We start from the raw sequence: 17,377 nt of genomic DNA on the forward strand, positions 1-17,377 counted from the left end.
GACCGTCCCTCAGAGCTGCTGGATGCTGTTCATGCCGTAATGGGGTGAGAGAAGGCTTTCTCCCAGCCTGATTGTATGGTCATCCACGAAATGGAGTGGGGGAACCGGGAGATTGTAGGGGGCGGGCATGTTGCGAAGGACCCGGCCAGCTCCATCAAACTGCGACCCATGGCAGGGGCAGAAGAATCCGCCAGAGGCGGGCAGGCTGGTGATGTTCTGATAGTCCGGTACGCAGCCCAGATGGGTGCAGATGGTGACATACACGCCATAGTCGGGCCGGAGGGACCGGTGGGCATTTTCAGCCTCACGGGGCTGCTGCCGGATGCGGGATTGCGGGTCCAGCAGCTGGGCGAGCAGGGCGGGGTCCTCCAGCGCACGGATCATCTCTGGTGTGCGGCGCTGGATGGCAACGGGCATCCCCTGCCAGACGACGATCTTGTGCGCACCGGGCTCCAGGTCCTGTACGGAAATATCCAGGACCGTTTCTTCCTGTGTGCTGGCAGCAGAGCTTGCCCGGGTGCGGCGGAGACTGTCCAGAAAGGGTGCGGCCAGCGTACAGGCCCCGGCCCCTCCCAGCGCCACGGACCCAGCCGTCAGGACCGTGCGGCGTGTCGGGCGGGGAAGGAGGGACTCTTCATCAAGGGATGGATGGGGCGTGCTGGCATCATGGTTCCGGGTCATGGGCGGGCGTTCTCCTCAGGCCCTTTTTATAGAAAGAGCCGCAGCGCGGTGCAATTGGCCCGTGGAGGGTCCGGCTGACCGTTTTTTCCTGTCGGGTTCATAAGGGGCAGGCTTACAGGGCGGCCCGGACCCGCCTCATCAGGGACAGACTGTGGTGTTTCAGCTTTTCCATCAGCAGATAGACAGCTGGTGTGGTGTAGAAGGTGAGCAGCTGGCTGATGGCCATGCCGCCCAGAATGGCCACGCCCAGAGGGCGGCGCAGTTCGCAGCCATACCCCTGGCTCATCAGCAGCGGGATACCGCCGAGGGCTGCGGCCAGTGTTGTCATAAGGATGGGGCGGAAGCGGGTGACAGAGGCATGGCGGATGGTCTCCTCGGCTGTCATGTCTGGATGATGGTGGTGGATGTGCAGGGCAAAGTCGATCACCAGGATGGCATTCTTCTTCACGAGGCCCGTCAGCAGGATGACGCCGATGATGGCCACAAGACTGAACTGCTCACCGGAGGCCCATAGCCCCAGCACGCCCCCCACGCCAGCGGACGGCAGGGTGGAAAGGATGGTGATGGGGTGGAGGAGACTTTCGTAGAGAACGCCGAGGGCAATGTACATGATGGTGATGGCTGCCAGGAAGGCCAGCAGGGCATTGAGCATGAGGTCCGTCGTCTCTCCGGTTGTCCCCGTGAACTCCCCATGAATGCTGTCCGAAGCATGAAGGTTCACCAGTGCCCTGTGTATCAGCGAGATGGCATCATCATAGCTGGTGCCTTCGGCCAGATCGAAGGAGAGTGTCGTGGCATAATAGCCATTATGGTGGGTGATGCTGAGCGGCATGGGCGTTTTGACAATGCTGGCAACATTGTCCAGCGGGATCATCGTTTCCTGGGATGAGGAGACGGCGGCCCCGTTCGAGCTGTTGCCCGAGAGCTTGTTGGCCAGGGAGTTGGTGACGGAATCCCGGGAGAGGGAGGCCTGGGTACTGAGCGTGCCTTTGGTCCTGACCCGGATGAGGTTGGAGGCAATGCCCCCTGCTGCCGTACCAGCCGAGGTGGACAGCCAGAGATGGTGCAGTGTGTTGGAATATTCCCGGAACGGTTCCGCCACCACCATGACCACCCGGTGATTGGTCAGGGGAAGGTGGATGGTGGAGACGATGCTCTGCCCGTAGGCATCGAAGAGCGCATTCTGCACGAGCTGGGGCGTGATGTTGTAGCGGGCTTCCAGGTCACGGTGGATGAGGACATTGGCAAAAAAGCTCAGATCCTCTGCATCGGTGGAGAGGTTGCGGAACTTCCCGCTGGCCCGCAGCTGGGCCAGCAGGGGAGGCATGGTGGCGTAAAGGGGGCCGTTGCTGTCGCTCTGGAGAACATAACGGTAATTGCCCGTGGTGTTGCTGTCGCCCCCTCCCTGGCGGCCATTGTTCAGAGCCCAGAAAAAGGCCTCCGCCCCGGCCTGCTGGGGAATGGCCTTGCGCAGCCGGGCCAGGATGACGGGGATGCTGTCACGCACGCTCTTGTCCTTGAGCGTGACGAAGATGCGCCCCGTATGGCTCGTGCGGTTGAAGGTCACGACGGTCTGCACGGCCGGGTCTTTCTGGATGATGCTTTCCACCTGATGCATCCGGCGTGTCAGGGCCTTGAAGGAGAGGCTTGGTTCGCCATTGATGCTGCCCTGAAGAATGGCAAGGTCCATGGAGGGTATGGCCGTCTTGGGCATGAGAATGATGATGCCGACCATGAGCAGGAAGCTTCCCGGCAGGGTCAGCCCGATGATGATGGGGTGGCGGAGGCTCCAGTGCATTGAACGGTCATAGAGCGACGTCAGGTGGTAAAGTCCCGTTTCCACGGCACGGACAGTCCTCATGGCACCATAGAGAAGCCAGGAGACAGGGTCTGCCAGGGGAGAATAGCGGGGCCTTTCGGGAATGGCCGGCGTGCTGCCTGCTGGTTCTATCGTCAGGAAATGGGCGCAGAGCATGGGCGTCAGGGTCAGGGACAGGACCATGGAGATGGCAATGGTCGCAGCCATTGTCAGCGCAAATTCATGAAGGGCCGAACCAAGCGTACCGGGGATGCAGAGCAGCGGGATGAAAACGGCGATGAGGGACAGGCTGATGGAGATGATGGTGAAGGCGATCTCGGAGGTGCCGACGATGCTGGCCTGATAGCGGTTCATCCCGTTTTCCATGTGGCGGGCGATGTTCTCCAGCACGACAATGGCATCATCAATGACAAACCCGACTGCAATGGTCAGCGCCATGAGGGAAAGGATGTTCAGCGAGAAATTGAACCACGCCATGGCTGTCAGCGTCCCCGAGAGAGCGACAGGGATGGTGATGGCCGGGATGAGCGTGCTGGCCATGTGGCGGAAGAAGAGGGCAATGACCAGCACGACCAGAAAGATGGAAATGACCAGTGTCTGTTTGGCATCTGCCAGCGAGGCCCGGATGGTCAGGGACAGGTCCAGGCCGGTGCGGAGTTCCGCACTGGCAGGCAGGGCCTGCTGGAGCCGGGGAAGACGCCTGACGATGTCGTTGACAATCTCCACCGCATTGGCGTGTGGCTGAGGGATGACAGCGATTGTGATGGCTGTTTTCCCGTTCAGTGTACTGTTCTGGTACACGTCCTGCACGTCATCCCGTACGGTGGCGATGTCTTTGAGGTAGATGGGATTTTTCCCGTTGCGGTAGGCCACGATGAGGTCCCTGTAATGGGCGGCCTCGGTAGCCTGGTCATTCGTCTGGAGCTGGATGCGCTGGTTTCCCGACGTGATGAAGCCCTTTGGCGTGAAGGCATTGGCCGAGGCCAGCGCCGCCCGGACATCCTCGGGGTTCAGCCCCCAGCGGTAGAGAGGATAGGGGTTCAGTTCGACCCGGACAGCCGGGTTGGAGGCCCCGAACAGCTCGACACGCCCCACACCGGCTATCTGTGCCAGTATGGGGCGGACCCTTATGGTGGCGAGGTCATAAAGCTGTGCCCTGGGGAGCTGGTCTGATGTCAGATGGAGCAGATAGATCGGTTTGTCGCCATCCAGCTTGAAGGCCTGCGGGTCTGCTTCCAGCGTGCTGGTGGGCAGGTCGCTTCGGGCGGCATGGAGGGCTGCCTGCACATCCCGCAGGGCGCCATTGATGTTGCGGGATGAGGAAAAATCCAGAAAGATGGACGTCTGCCCTCTGGTCGTGACGGATTCCAGCGTCTGGATGTCTGCAATGGTCGCCAGCCGCCGCTCCAGTGGAGTGGAGACGGAGGTGGCCATCTGCTGCGGGTCCGACCCCGGCTGGTTGGCGATCACCATGATGGAGGTCGCCGTCATGTCCGGCATGGTGGAAATGGGCAGGAAAGGCAGGGCAATCATGCCGGACAGAAAGATGGCGAGTGCCAGAAGTGTTGTCGCCACGGGGCGGTCAATGAAAAGACGACAGAAGACCATCCCTGACTATTAACTCTTTCTTATCGTGTTATTGCAGAACCTGTGCCTCCATAGAGATATTATCCCACTCAAATCAACCAGTTTTTACTGGTTATTCAAGTAATACCAGTTTGGGAAGAAAAGGTTAAAATCCTCCCTTTTCGTCTGGCCTGCTCAGGGCGTCACGGGCTGGGGCTGCGCCGGAACATAGCCATAGCCCTGTACGTATGTGGTCGTCTGGGCGACATATCCCTGACCGGGCTGAAAATGGGTGTAGCCGGGCACGGGGTAGGGGTAGCCGGGTACAGGCGGAGGAGCCGCAGGCTGCTGGATGACAATGACATTCGTGCTCTGTGGTGGCGGTGGCGGCGGGGCATAGCTCGGGGCCATGTAGGGCATGGCGTAGCCACCATCGTAATAGCCGCCTCCGCCATAGCCGTTGAAGACACGGTCAACCACGTTGTACCCCACACCGGACCCTACGCCGAAGCCAAGCCCCCGGGCGAAGCTGTGGCCGAAACTGTGGTGATGGTGTGCCTCGGCTGGCGTGATGGCCAGACCGCAGGCCAGAGCTGCCAGAGCAAGGCCTGCGGCTGCCCGCTTCATCAGTAGTCCGGAGACATGGATCATCTTGCGTTTCCTTGTACCAGTTCTGTCAGGCTGCCTGCCTGTCCAGCCTCTCTCATGTGGGGCTGTCCGCATGGGAAGATACAGGAGCAGGGTGATAAAATGTTAGTGAAATCACTGTCATGAAATGGTCATGTCTGTGGGGGGTGAAGACCGGTCATTCGGCAATGCTGGCAAAAATCCCCTGCGTCACCATCTGCACATCCTGGGGTGTCAGGCAGGCCAGAAATCCCCGGTCCCCGGCATTGATCCAGATTGTCCTGTGTTTCTGTGCGCTGCGGTCGATGACGGTGGGCAGGGTTTCACGGGAGCCGAAAGGCGTTGTTCCACCCGAGACGAATCCCGTGCGGTCATGGGCCTCATCGGGCTGCATCATCTTGGCATTCCGGCCACCCAGAGCCGCTGCCAGTGCCTTGAAGTTGACCCGTCTGTCCACCGGGATGACTGCAAAAGCGGGCTGCTTCCTGTCGATCTTGACGGCAAGGGTTTTGAAGACGGCGGAAGGCTCTGCCCCAATGGCGCTGGCGGCCTGCTCGCCGATATGGCCTTTCTGTGGGGCATAGTCGTAGCGGCATGTCCTGTATGAAATGGCGGCACTGTCGAGAAACCGGGTGGCGGCGGTATCCTGCCTGTCTGTCATGGGGTGTCTCCTGTTGGATATGCAGGGGTGGATGAGGCTCCAGTCAGGAAACCTTGCGACTCTTCGTCTGGCAAGCCGTCATGATACAGCCCTGCCCTGCTTTGGCCTCACGGCCGGGATGGTTGCGTCTGGTCCGGTTGCGGGCCATTCTGCCAGAAGGGTGGGTCGGTCTTCATCCATCCGTCATGCAGGAGACGTTCCATGTGTGGACCACTTGTCGTTCTGGCAGAATTCGAGGCCAGAGAGGATACTCTGGAGGCATTCCTTGAGGTCTGCCGTCATGATGCGGCCCGTTCCAGGGCTGATGAGCCAGGCTGTCTGGAATTTACCATTCAGTGCAGTGAGGATGATCCCATGCTTGTTGTGCTGCACGAGGTGTATGAGAGCCGGGCTGCCTTCCGGGCGCATGAGGCTGCTCCGCATTTTGCCGTTTTTTCCAGAGCGTTGCAGGATCTGAAGATTGTCACGAGGCAGATACGGTTCTTTCATCGGCAATGAGAGGGGAGTGACTGGCCCTTGATGGATGATCTTTTCCCGGAGACCCGGGAGCAGCTTGTCCTGTCGCCCGGGGCGGTTCTGCTGGGTGGCTTTGCCCGTGCGGAGGCGCAGGTGCTGCTTCAGGCTGTGGAATCCATCAGCCAGAAGGCTCCTTTCCGTCATTACAGGACGGCTGGTGGAGGGGTGATGGCAGCGGGCATGACGGCCTGTGGTCCATATGGTTGGGTGAGTGACGGGCAGGGCTACCGTTACATGCAGACCGACCCGCTGACGGGCCAGCCCTGGCCGGCCATGCCTGCCCTTTTTGCAGATATGGCAGGGCGTGCTGCACGGGCGGCAGGTTACGAGGGGTTTGTCCCACAATGCGGGCTTGTCAATCGGTATGCCGTCGGAGCGGGAATGGGGCTGCATCAGGATCGTGACGAACGCACCATGCAGGCCCCCGTCGTTTCGGTCTCGCTGGGGCTTTCAGCCCTGTTCCTGTGGGGTGGTGCCCTGCGGGGTTCCCCCTGCCGCAAGGTGCCGCTGCATCATGGGGATGTGGTGGTCTGGGGTGGCCCAAGCCGATGTCATTTTCACGGTGTGGCACCGATACGGGCCGCACCAGCCGTCGCCGGGCTGGACTGCCGGTACAACCTTACCTTCCGGGTGGTGGACCGCCCCTTCAGCGGGAAGGGGCTACATCATCCAGATTGATGAGGCTTGTTGCAGGCTGGAACCGCCGGGGAGAATGGGCGGCCTTGTCCATGTTGTTTTCTTCTGCCGTTACGGGGGGCACGTGTGTAAAGCTCAGCTTTACCGTGACGGCCCGGTTGTGCAGGAAGACATTCCCGACTGTTTCATCCTGTGCCCGGCTGATGCCATGGGCAGGCTGGGTCCCCCGCCATGGAACGATGAGACGGGATGACCAGGCGTCTTCACTGGACACGGCATCAGGCTGGTCGGTCTGCTCATCCGAGAAATAGGGCGTCAGCTGGCTGTCGGAGAAACAGGCATGGCCCATGTAGGCAGCTACGGCCTCCCGGTAGGGGCGGGCGCCATGATGGCGGGGCATGTAAAATCCGTTCCATCTGGAGTCGTATCGGCACGCCTTGGCCCGCCAGAGATCGTCCTGCCCTTTTTCCATGCTGCACTGCACACGGACATGCAGCGAGTCGTCACTGCCTGTGGAGGCATAGGTGAGAGGTGTACTGGCCAGCGTCTGGCAGGGAAGGGTGGGAATGAGAAGAGCCGGTGCTGCAGGGCGCTTGTCCACAGGGAGAGGATCACCCGGCTCTGCCCGGGCGGTGGACACGACCGCCATCATGGAGGCGGCAAGCAGAAGAGCGGGCATGTGATGGAGTGTCATGAGGCAAGGATACCGCAGCACGGGGAGAAAAAGGACTCACGATATCGTATGAGCTGTGGTGTGTTCAGGCAAGCGGTTCCAGCAACCATCAGCAGGCCGGGACGTTGACAGCCAGACCGCCCAGGGCGGTTTCCTTGTAACGGTGGTTCATGTCACGTCCGGTTTCGGCCATGGTCTTGATGACGTGGTCCAGCGAGACATAATGCGCCCCGCTGTCATCACTCATGGCCAGAGATGAAGCATTGATGGCCTTGACGGCTCCAAAGGCGTTTCTCTCGATGCAGGGGATCTGCACAAGCCCGGCCACCGGGTCGCATGTCATGCCCAGATGGTGTTCCATGGCGATTTCCGCAGCATGTTCGCACTGTTCCGGCGTACCACCCAGGGCGGCCGTCAGCCCTGCTGCTGCCATGGATGACGCCACGCCGACCTCGCCCTGGCAGCCTACTTCCGCCCCGGAAATGGAGGCATTGAGCTTGAACAGCCCGCCAATGGCTGCTGCTGTCAGGAGGAAGGTCCGCAGCCCGTTGGTCGTATATTCGGGGCAGAAGTCCCGATAATAGCGCATGACAGCCGGGATGACGCCCGCAGCGCCATTCGTGGGGGCGGTCACGACCCGTCCACCAGCAGCATTTTCCTCGTTGACGGCAATGGCGAAGAGGCTGATCCAGTTCATCACGCCATGGGGGGACGGGGCAGCATTGGTTTTGGCCTGGAGGCGTGCATACAGTTTGGCCGCCCGTCGCTGGACTTTCAGGGGACCGGGCAGGGTGTCTGTATTGTGCAGCCCGGCTTCAATACAGGCCAGCATCGTGTCGGCAATCCTGTCCATGCCGCGTTCCACGTCCCAGAGAGGGCGGGTGGCGGTCTCGTTGGCCATCATGATGCTGGCAATATCGGTGTTCTGTCGTTTTGTGTGGGCGAGGAGGTCTGCACCACTGCGGAAAGGGAAGGGGACATCCGGCAGGGAGTAGGACATCGTCCGTGCCTGTTCCTCTGGTGTAATGAATCCCCCGCCAACGGAGCAGAAACGCTGGCGGGTTATCAGCGTGCCATCCCGCCCGAAGGCTTCAAACTGCATGGTGTTGGGATGGATGGGCGGGATGGTGGCCGTGTCCAGGCAGATGTCGGTCTGATAATCAAAGGAAAAGCTCGTGCCATTGAGGTTCAGCAGATGCGTGCTTTCAATGTGCTGGACCAGCTTTTTTGCTGCGTCAGGGTCGACATGTTCCGGTGTTTCGCCAGCAAGGCCAAGCAGGACGGCCTTTATGGTGCCGTGTCCTTCGGCTGTCAGGGCCAGGGAGCCATAAAGGGTGACGACAATGCGGGCCGGACTTTTTTCCAGCGGGCCGTCAGGCAGGTCCGCCAGGACATCGGCAAAGCGTTGTGCCGCCCGCATGGGGCCGACCGTATGGGACGACGAGGGACCGATCCCGATTTTGAACAGGTCAAACAGGCTGAGCATGGAAACGGACCCTCATTGCGTAAGACACTCCATCTTTATGGGATAGAATTGTGCCGGAGATAAGCCTTAAAAAATAAATTATTCTGATTATGAAACAAATATCAGACGCTGTTATGAAGGAAACTGTCCGGGGTGCCTGCCATGCACACAGGGTCACGGCAGGAGGGTCTTCCCATGGCCTTTATGGCAGGCTCATCCGGCGCCAGGATGGGTCCAGATATGCTCCAGTGCGGCCCGGCACTGGGTGATCAGGGCAGAGAGGTCGCCTTCATAGAGGCTGTCCGGCACGTCGGAAGAGAAAATCTCCACGGCACAGGCGCCCCGGAATCCGGCATCCCATGTGGCGTGGAGAAGCTCATGGAGGGGGATGCATCCTTTGCCGGGTATGCGCCTGTCTGCGGCAGAACGTGGCGTGCGCCAGTCGCTTATCTGTACGACATTGATGAGTGCCCCTGCACGGCGGATGGCGGCACAGGCCTCTGGCTGCTGCCAGATGTTCCAGTAATCCAGACACAGCCCCAGAGCGGGATGGTCCACGGTCTTGATGATGTCCAGAGCCTGATCGATGGTCCAGATGGCCGTCTCGTAATTAATGGAGGTCGGGTTCAGTGGCTCCAGTGAGAGGGTGATGCCCAGTTCCGCTGCCAGAGGGCAGAGGCGGCGCAGGGCATCGATCGTGCGGGTGATGCACCCTAGAACATCGCCATTCTCAGGGGCCCCGGTATTGACGACAAACGGCACCCCCTGGGTGTAGGGAGCGTAACGGCGCATGCTTTCTTCCAGCCGGGCAAGGCGGCGCCCAGGCTCCTGGGGGTAGGGCATCATTTTGCTGGCCCCAAAGGTACGGACGGCAGGCTGGAAGGAGCTGACCTTCAGGCCGCTTGTTTTCAGCAGCGCCATCTGTTCGTCCACCCGCTGCGGATCCAGCTTGCTTTCACACAGCTCAAGCGTCTCCACGCCCAAGGCGGCATAGCGCTGGATGTCTTCCTCAAAGGGCCATGGCTGGGTTGTGAATTCGTTCATTCCGAAGGCGAAGGGGAAACCACTCATGCTGCTGCTCCTTCTTTCATGAAGGTGAGAACCGTCTGATTGAATTTTTCCGTCTCATCGAGAAAGACCATGTGGGAGCTGTTTTCAAACTCCACGGCCTGACAGTGCGGCATGTGCTCGGCGACCCAGCGGGGCCCCGCAGCCGGAAGAACCTTGTCTTTGCCGGCAATCATCATCAGGCAGGGCAGGTCAAGATGGGGCAGGACGTCTCGCCAGTCCTGGGTCGTGTGGTCGGCCATCATGAGAGAGGCTGCCTGGCTGGGACATTTGGCCATTTCTTCCAGAAGCATGGCCTTTTCGTCTTCGGGCAGACTGGTGCTGAGGCAGTCCGAGAGGTTCTGCCTGTCGAAAGCGGACCGGTTGAAAACCAGCTGCTGCTGGAGGAAGGTCAGCCCGGCCCCATCGTAGCAGGTGGCGTGGCCCAGCTTCCAGTCCGGGGCGAAGAACTGCTTTGGTGTCTGCTGCACGAAGATGGCGCTGCGGAGCCGGTGCCGGCCGAACAGCTCCAGATAGGACCATATGATGGGGGAGCCGATGGACCAGCCCAGCACGGTGGCGTCTTCAATCTCCAGTGCTTCCAGCAGGTCCCGGAGGTCTGCTGCCAGACGGGCGATACGGTAGCCGTGGTCCGGTTTCCCGGATTCTCCATGCCCTCGCAGGTCCAGCGTGATGACACGATACTGTTTTGCGAATGACCCGACATTGCGGTGGAAGAAGCGGCTGGAAAAGGTCCAGCCATGGATCATGATCAGGGGGCGTCCCTGGCCGTGATCCTCGTAATGCAGTTTCACATGGTCGCTGGTGGTGATGTAGGGCACGCAGGGTCTCCCTGTTTCATGGGCCTGTGCAGGCGGTTGCTGCCTTGTCTTCCAACTTGGGGCTGGCCAGCGTCCGTCTGCAAGGGGGGCTGTCATTTTCCTGCTGCCTGGTCCTGTGGGAGTGGGGCGGCCGGGAGCCAGACGTGGCAGGTTGTTCCCTGCCCAACCGTGCTGGTGAAGTGCAGTTGCCCACCATGTCTCTCCAGAATTTGTCGGACGATGGCCAGCCCCAGCCCCGTACCCTGTCCGGCCTCCGCATGGCTGGAGTCGGATGGCGGCGTGATGCGGTAGAAGCGTTCTGTAAGGCGGGGGAGATGGTGGGCGGCAATGCCAGGGCCGTTATCTTCCACCGTGATCAGGAGTCCCGGCAGGGAGGAGGTCGGTCCTTCGGCTGGGGTGGCCCGTCTGGCGTGAAGGCGGACGTGCAGGGTCCGTTCCGGCATTGTGCCGTACCGGATGGCATTTTCGATGAGGTTGAGGAGAACCTGCACCATTTCATCCCGGTTGGCCAGCAGGGTCAGGCTGTCTTCCTGCGTCACGGTCAGCCTGCGGCTGTCGTGCTGGAAACGTGGGGTGACTTCGCCCAGCACAAGGGCGAACAGTTCTTCTGCCTCCAGCTCTTCCCGGGGGTGGTGGTGGCCTTTCATCTCAAGCTGGGACAGATAGAGCAGCCGGTCGATCAGCCGCTGCATCCGTGTTGCCTGCTGGCTCATGATCTCCAGATACAGGGTGCGGGATGTCTGATCGGTCTGGTCGCCTCCCTCTTTCATCAGGTCGATGAAGCCGGTGAGGGAGGCCAGAGGTGTGCGGAGCTCGTGGCTGGCGTGGGCCACGAAGTCGGCTCTCATGCGGTCTACAGCCTGAATGAGACTGCGGTCATGCAGCAGGACGAGGACAAGGCTGTTCCGTCCTGCTGCACCGGGCAGTCTGCGCATGGCGAGATGGACGGAGCATTTTACGGGGACATCCAGCCTGATGGTGGTTGAACAGGGTGCAGGAAGGCCATCATCCATTGGGGGAGCATGAAGGGCGCTATGCAGGGTGCTGTGTGCCGTGGGGTGGCGAAGGAGCGCCCCGAGGCTGTTGCCATAATGGGTCCGTGCCGCCTCGTTGCAGGCCATGATCTGTCCGACGGAGCCGAGAATGAGGGCCATGCCCGGGATGGTATCTACCAGCAGGGTGGCCTCATGGAAGGGCAGAACGCTGCCCGGGGGTGGGGCAGATGGTCTGGGGCTGTCGGGGCGGGTGGTGCCGTGGGGGCGCCGGGACAGGTGCCAGACCATGGCCCAGCCCGTCAGGGCAAGGCAGGCACAGATTGCCGTGATGATCTCTGGCAGGAGCGGAGAGGCCATGAGGCGGATCAGCCGGAGGATGGGCCGTGCTGGCTGATGGTGCCATCATCCAGCGCATAACCGGCGGCCCGTACGGTCCTGATGAGGTCGGCTTCCCCCGTTTCATTCAGCGCCTTGCGGAGGCGGCGGATATGAACGTCCACCGTGCGTATCTCCACATGGACGTTGGGGCCCCACAGACGTTCCAGCAGGGTTTCCCGGGAGAAGACCTTGCGGGGATGGTGGATGAAGAGTTCCAGCAGGCGGTATTCGGTTGGCCCCAGGGCGATGGGACGCCCGGCCCGTGTGACCTGATGATTCTCCGGTTCCAGCGTAAGGGGGCCGAATGTCACGATGTCCTGTACGGGGCGTGTGCGGCGAAGCAGGGCCCGCAGGCGGGCATCCAGCCTGTCGGTACTGCATGGTTTGGTCAGATAGTCATCAGCGCCGTTGTCCAGCCCGGCGATGACATCCTGCTCGTCCGTCCGGGCCGTGAGGAAGAGGACGGGCAGGTCCTTCAGCCCCGGTTTCTGCCGGATGATGCGGCAGAGTTCCAGCCCGGAGAGACCGGGCATCATCCAGTCCAGCAGGGCGACGTCCGGTCGTTCTGTTTCGAGGAAGGCCAGTGCCTGTTCGCCATCCATGACGGTGCTGACCTGATAGCCCCGCTGCCTCAGGCTGTGTTCCAGAAGGACCCGCAGGGTGGGTTCATCCTCCACGACAAGAACAGAGCCTTTCTGGGGGCTGGCAGGGGGTTTCATGGGCTGGGGGACTCCTGTCCGGGTGGGAGTGGCTGGCTGTCATGGCCATGCGGGCGGGTCGGGGGCAGCGTAGCCCCCGTGACCATGAAGACCACACGTTCGGCCATGTTGGTGGTGTGGTCGCCGATCCGTTCCAGATTCCTGATGATGAAAAGCAGGGAGATATGGAGGCGGATGGTATGGGGATGACGGGTCATCTGTTCCAGGGAATCTGCCGTCATGGCTTCACAGTATTTGTCCACGAGCTGGTCGGCGGCCCAGATGGCATGGGCGGCACTGTCATCCTTGTGGGCCAGGGCATCCATGATGCGGCGGAGATGCTCCAGCACCAGCCGTCCCATTTCGCTCAGGGCGAGGCGGGCGGGGCGGGGAAGGGGCTGTTCCATCTGGCTGAGGCGCCGGGCGATGGAGCTGGCATAATCGCCCATGCGTTCCAGGGCGCCAGCCATGGGGATGCAGGCGACGATCTCCCGCAGATCTGCCGCCATGGGGCTGCGCAGGGCCAGCAGACGGATGGCGAGTGTTTCCACCTTTTGTTCCAGTGCATCCACTTCATCATCCTGCCGTGCTGCCTGAAGGGCTGTCCGGCCATCATTCTCGGCAATGCCTGCAAGGATGAGGGAGAGCTGATGCTCTACCAGTCCCCCCATCTGCTCCATCAGGGACCGTAAATGGAGCAGCTCATCTTCATAACGCTGCACGATATGCTGCTTCTGGCGCATCATGTGTCTGTCCCCTTTCAGGCGGGCTAACCTACCGTAATTCACGGGGAGCGGAAACAGCACCGCCAATCGGGTCACAAGCGGCGGAAGAGTAGGGTTTTTGCCGGGTTCAGGAGAGGTTTCAGCTCTCTTTTACGGAGATGTCATGAATATTTCATGTTTCCGCACGGTGGGGGTGCAGGTAGGGTTTCCGTGTCGTCGTCAGAAGGAAAAGAGGCCGATAGATGAGCACCCGCCGCCAGTTTCTGCAAGGCTGTTCCGCTCTTTCCCTGGCGGTCTCTGCGGGAGGGGGCAGGCGTGGTCTGGCCCGAGGGACATGCCCTGTGAAGGCCATGCTGCATGATGAGTCTGGCTTTTATCCTCTCTGGCCGGAGGTTGGTACCATGGAGCAGCCCCGTGTTGCGCGGGGAGGGCGTGTTTACGGTATTCATGTGCCGGGTCTGCATGTCATGCGGCCTGTCCATCCGAATGGATCGGCTGTCATCATCGCAGCAGGTGGTGGTTATGGGCATATTGCCGTAGGGCATGAAGCCTTGCCTGCGGCCCGGTGGCTGGTCTCGTTGGGTGTGACTGTTGCCATTCTTCTGTATCGTCTGCCAGGCGAGGGATGGGCTGAAGGCATGGAGGCCCCACTGGCGGATGCCAGACAGGCCCTGCATCTGTTACGGTCCGGGCAGGTTGGTGGAAGTGGTAATGTGCGGCGTGTGGGTTTCATGGGTTTTTCTGCCGGGGGGCACCTGCTGGGTCTGACAGCTTTGCAGGACCATGATGCGCCACCGGCCCTGCTGATGCTGCTTTATCCGGTTGTCAGTGTTGCGCCCCCTTTTACCGGGAGTCGTACCAGTCGGGTGTGTCTGGGGGATAATCCGACAGTGGAACGGGCTGTCCGCTGGTCTCTGCCATCGCATGTCCGGGATGATGCGCCGCCTTTGTTCATGGCTCATGCGCTGGATGACCCGATCGTGTCACCTGAGCAGGAGACGTTGCTGTTGCAGGCCTATCAGCGGCATGGGCGACCTTGTGAAGACCACCGTTTTGCAACTGGGGGTCATGGCTTTGGTCTGGGGCGCAGGAATGGATCAACAGGGCAGTGGCCCATTCTGGCCGAATTCTGGATGAGACGGCAGGGGTTCCTGTGAACAGCCATACCGTCCCGTTGGGGCTGGTGACATTCCTGCGCAGGGTTTCGAATTTGTGCTGCCGTTATCTGTGGGGAGGGAATGGCGTTGCTTTCTTCATGGGGGCCGGCAGCCTCATCGGGAATCGTATGATTTTTGTCCGTAGTGGCCCCCGTGCAGGATTCGGGTGGCTGTTGGCAACATTGACCAGCTGGCGTCAGGAGAGACTGAATCGCTTCGGGCCGATGGTTCAGAAGACTGTATGTGGAGACTTTTGGGGTGTTGAAGAGGAGAGCATGACAATGGTCTGCTGTTTCTTCATCTTTTTCATGAGCGTGTATGAACAGTCATATAGATTAAAATTCATTAATTGTAGGGTGTGATGCGGGTCTGTTTATTGGATGTTCCAAGGAATTTTAGCAAAATTTTTCATAATTCAACTTTAAATTTTTGTATTTTAATTTTAATTATTAAAATAAAATGTATATAAATACGAATATATGATCAAAATGTTAAAAAAAATACAAAGTAAAATTATAAAATAAATTGTGCATTTAAAGTTATTGCAAAGTTAAACTGGAAGAATTCATCATTTTCCTGTTGACTGTATTTCGTGAATATGGATTTATGACATCGGAAGACGCATATGGGGCTTCCAACTCCTTAATAGAAAGTGTGTGGAGACTTGACATGAGAGCTCTCAGCAACCGCGAGCTGGACAGCGTTTCTGGTGGTTTTGGTCTGGGCAACCTGATTGGTGGTCTGGTTGGTGGTCTTGGTGGTCTTGGTGGCGGCGCACAGAACCCGCTGGCCGCTCTGGCCCCGGCTGCCAATACCAATACGATCCCGGCCGTTAGCTACCCGCAGGGGGCTGCTGCTCCTGCTGCCGGTTTCAATCTTGGTGGCCTTGGTGGTCTTGGGCAGCTGCTGTCTCCTATCCAGAGCTTTACCTCTGCTTTTAGCAATTTCCTGCAGCATCCTCTGCGTACGATCCTGTCTCTCGTAGGGACGGGCATTCAGCAGGCTGTGAACTTCGTCACACGTCTGATCTGATCCCTGTCATCCCGCAAGGGATGGCCGTGGGTAGGGTCTCTGTCCAGTCAGGGCAGGCTCTCTGTGAGGGGATGGTCCGTATGGGCCATCCCCTTATGTGTTTTCAGTGGGTTGTCAGGCAAGAGCATAGGGGCCTGCACTGAGTATCTCGAGCTTCAGCAGGCAGCCATTCTGCTGTTTCATGTCAGGCAGTGGCAGATGGGCTGCCCCGGTGGTCCAGCGGCATGGAACAGGCTCTGTAACATCCCATCCTGTGTTCGGGGCGGCTGTCAGGTGTGATGTCAGGGGGATGTCGGTTCCATCAGGCTGAACGAGCGTTATCTCGCCGACAAGAACGCCCAGGGTTCGTCTGTCATCCACGAAAGGGCCAATCTGTCTGTCCGGCCGGCTTGTCCGGGACTTGATGGTGAGAAAGGATGGACTGTTTTTCAGCCAGAACAGGTAGTGTCCGCCATTGCGCTGATACAGGGCGAGTTCGGTCCCCTGTGGGTCCAGCAGGGTCAGGGCCGGGTCGTCCGTGGTGGCTGGTCTGGCGGTTTCCGGTGGGAATCCCAGCCGGGTTGCCCGTTCTGCCAGTGCAGCATGCAGGGGCTCGACAAAGGCCCGATCCACGTTCAGCGGGGCGGCGGCGTCCTGTTGCCAGTCTTTGGGGCGGGAGTGGAAGGACGCTGGGGAGGGAATGGACAGGGCTGCTTCAGGTGTCGTGAAACTGTGGCGGTTGCCCGTGTCCAGATATGTTTCGGACAGGACACCATTGGCACTGATGATGCGATGCTCATAGGTCTCGATGTGGTAAATGTCGTAGCTGTCCCGTTCTTCCCGCAGGATCGTTCTGCCATTGACGAGCATACGGGCGGGAATGAAGCTGCCTTTCAGCAGCAGGCAGTGCTCTTCGGTAATGTAGAGGTCACGGAAGGGGCAGTTCTCCCCGAATGTGTGGCGTCTGATGCGTATTGGCCAGTCGTCAGACGAGGTGGGTGTGACGGATTTCCAGCCACTCCAGCGGAGATGTTCGATGTGTTTGTGACCATTCCGGAAGACATGGATGGCATCACCGGCCCTCAGCTCCTCAATGGGTCTGGGGCCCTGGGGGGTGTCTATCAATGTGCCTGCTAGGTAGCAGACAACATCCGCACTGGTTTGTGGTGGTGCCGGAGGTGTGAACGGGGACCAGCGTCCATCCTGCGGGAGGCCATATGGATTGCCGGGAATGAAGATGTTTGCATGGACCGTGCTGTAGAAGCTGTAATCCTCGTTCATCTGGATGATGGTCTGGTTGGCCGAGGCATCGTAGCGCTGCCGTGTTGTCGTTCTGGATGTCGTCTGGCCGGAAAATGTGAACTGGAATGTGAAGCCGGATGGTGGTGGGCTGACCAGATGGAGGTCCAGGGAAAGATTGGTCTGGAGGGAGGCGCTGCTCAGCCCTCCGTAATCAAGAGCAAGCTGTCCACCTGTTCCGGGGTCTATGGTCAGGGAATGGGGGGCAGCCATGAGAGAAGAGCTGACGGTGCCATTCCATGATGCCGGTGAGATGACCAGTGACCCTCCCTGAAAGGCGAAAAACGTATCCTCCTGTGGCAACGACAGGTTGTCAGGCATGAAAAGCGTGGTGTTGATGACAGCTTTACGGGATTGGGGAGTGTACGTGATGGTCTGGTTCTGTGCGACAATCATGAGCAGCTATCTTGGGCGGTATCCGGTTTTTTCGTGGAAACCGTCTGAAGATAGGGGCTGTTCCCTTATCAGAGATTAAGCCAGTCCTTCATAATTACCTGCACAGGTCAGTCTGTTACGGTCTGTTCTGTACTGTGGGCAGGCGTATCCCCAGGGGGCAGCTGGTAGGAGCCACACCCAACAAA

General features: G+C 59.7%; 16 protein-coding genes. 4 read left to right on the plus strand and 12 right to left on the minus strand.

Annotated features, from left to right (window positions below):
* Positions 1-9: 9 nt before the first annotated feature.
* From petA to ybaK, 4 genes are all read right to left on the minus strand, one after another.
* Positions 10-681, minus strand: a complete 672-nt coding sequence (gene petA / locus DTI93_RS06300) for a ubiquinol-cytochrome c reductase iron-sulfur subunit (protein ID WP_043558652.1) — start codon at positions 679-681, stop codon at positions 10-12.
* Positions 682-793: 112 nt separating this feature from the next.
* Positions 794-4,108, minus strand: coding sequence for an efflux RND transporter permease subunit (locus DTI93_RS06305; RefSeq protein ID WP_249080007.1), 3,315 nt, complete (start codon positions 4,106-4,108; stop codon positions 794-796).
* A gap of 153 nt (positions 4,109-4,261) precedes the next feature.
* A complete protein-coding gene (locus DTI93_RS06310) occupies positions 4,262-4,717 on the minus strand; it encodes a hypothetical protein (RefSeq protein ID WP_043558645.1) in 456 nt (151 codons plus the stop codon).
* Positions 4,718-4,871: 154 nt separating this feature from the next.
* A complete protein-coding gene (gene ybaK, locus DTI93_RS06315; protein WP_043558642.1) occupies positions 4,872-5,354 on the minus strand; it encodes a Cys-tRNA(Pro) deacylase in 483 nt (160 codons plus the stop codon).
* Positions 5,355-5,555: 201 nt separating this feature from the next.
* Here ybaK and DTI93_RS06320 point away from each other — a divergent pair, with 201 nt between their 5' ends.
* Positions 5,556-5,852 carry a putative quinol monooxygenase gene (locus DTI93_RS06320; RefSeq protein WP_043558639.1) on the plus strand — a complete coding sequence of 99 codons (297 nt, stop codon included), beginning with the start codon at positions 5,556-5,558 and terminating at the stop codon, positions 5,850-5,852.
* 21 nt (positions 5,853-5,873) lie between these two features.
* Positions 5,874-6,548 carry a DNA oxidative demethylase AlkB gene (gene alkB, locus DTI93_RS06325; RefSeq protein ID WP_249080047.1) on the plus strand — a complete coding sequence of 225 codons (675 nt, stop codon included), beginning with the start codon at positions 5,874-5,876 and terminating at the stop codon, positions 6,546-6,548.
* On the opposite strand, the gene DTI93_RS06330 is transcribed toward alkB, so the two are convergent.
* From DTI93_RS06330 to phoU, 7 genes are all read right to left on the minus strand, one after another.
* A complete protein-coding gene (locus DTI93_RS06330) occupies positions 6,517-7,200 on the minus strand; it encodes a hypothetical protein (protein ID WP_249080008.1) in 684 nt (227 codons plus the stop codon). The two genes, alkB and DTI93_RS06330, sit on opposite strands and share 32 nt — an antisense overlap.
* Positions 7,201-7,288: 88 nt before the next feature.
* On the minus strand, positions 7,289-8,665 hold the full coding sequence (locus DTI93_RS06335; protein ID WP_043558632.1) for an L-serine ammonia-lyase: 1,377 nt from the start codon (positions 8,663-8,665) through the stop codon (positions 7,289-7,291).
* 192 nt (positions 8,666-8,857) lie between these two features.
* Complete coding sequence (locus tag DTI93_RS06340) at positions 8,858-9,715, minus strand: sugar phosphate isomerase/epimerase (protein ID WP_081562476.1); 858 nt, start codon at positions 9,713-9,715, stop codon at positions 8,858-8,860.
* The gene (locus DTI93_RS06345; RefSeq protein WP_248630843.1) at positions 9,712-10,533 is read right to left on the minus strand and encodes an alpha/beta fold hydrolase; all 822 of its coding nucleotides are present in this window, start codon (positions 10,531-10,533) and stop codon (positions 9,712-9,714) included. The genes DTI93_RS06340 and DTI93_RS06345 overlap by 4 nt, the downstream gene beginning before the upstream one ends.
* Positions 10,534-10,625: 92 nt before the next feature.
* The gene (locus DTI93_RS06350; RefSeq protein WP_081562474.1) at positions 10,626-11,885 is read right to left on the minus strand and encodes an ATP-binding protein; all 1,260 of its coding nucleotides are present in this window, start codon (positions 11,883-11,885) and stop codon (positions 10,626-10,628) included.
* A gap of 8 nt (positions 11,886-11,893) precedes the next feature.
* Entirely contained in the window at positions 11,894-12,625 is a 732-nt protein-coding gene (locus tag DTI93_RS06355; protein WP_043558620.1) for a response regulator, read from the minus strand.
* On the minus strand, positions 12,622-13,350 hold the full coding sequence (gene phoU / locus DTI93_RS06360; RefSeq protein WP_227449759.1) for a phosphate signaling complex protein PhoU: 729 nt from the start codon (positions 13,348-13,350) through the stop codon (positions 12,622-12,624). The genes DTI93_RS06355 and phoU overlap by 4 nt, the downstream gene beginning before the upstream one ends.
* A 221-nt stretch (positions 13,351-13,571) precedes the next feature.
* Here phoU and DTI93_RS06365 point away from each other — a divergent pair, with 221 nt between their 5' ends.
* Positions 13,572-14,486: an alpha/beta hydrolase gene (locus tag DTI93_RS06365; protein ID WP_086441420.1), complete on the plus strand. Its 915-nt coding sequence runs from the start codon at positions 13,572-13,574 to the stop codon at positions 14,484-14,486.
* A gap of 669 nt (positions 14,487-15,155) precedes the next feature.
* Positions 15,156-15,518, plus strand: coding sequence for a hypothetical protein (locus DTI93_RS06370; protein ID WP_043558618.1), 363 nt, complete (start codon positions 15,156-15,158; stop codon positions 15,516-15,518).
* 114 nt (positions 15,519-15,632) lie between these two features.
* Here DTI93_RS06370 and DTI93_RS06375 read toward each other — a convergent pair whose 3' ends face one another.
* A complete protein-coding gene (locus DTI93_RS06375) occupies positions 15,633-17,192 on the minus strand; it encodes a Hint domain-containing protein (RefSeq protein ID WP_192848576.1) in 1,560 nt (519 codons plus the stop codon).
* Between the last annotated feature and the right edge of the window lie 185 nt (positions 17,193-17,377).

This window comes from Parasaccharibacter sp. TMW 2.1884 (assembly GCF_023337695.1).
GTDB classification, from domain to species: Bacteria; Pseudomonadota; Alphaproteobacteria; order Acetobacterales; family Acetobacteraceae; genus Bombella; species Bombella apis.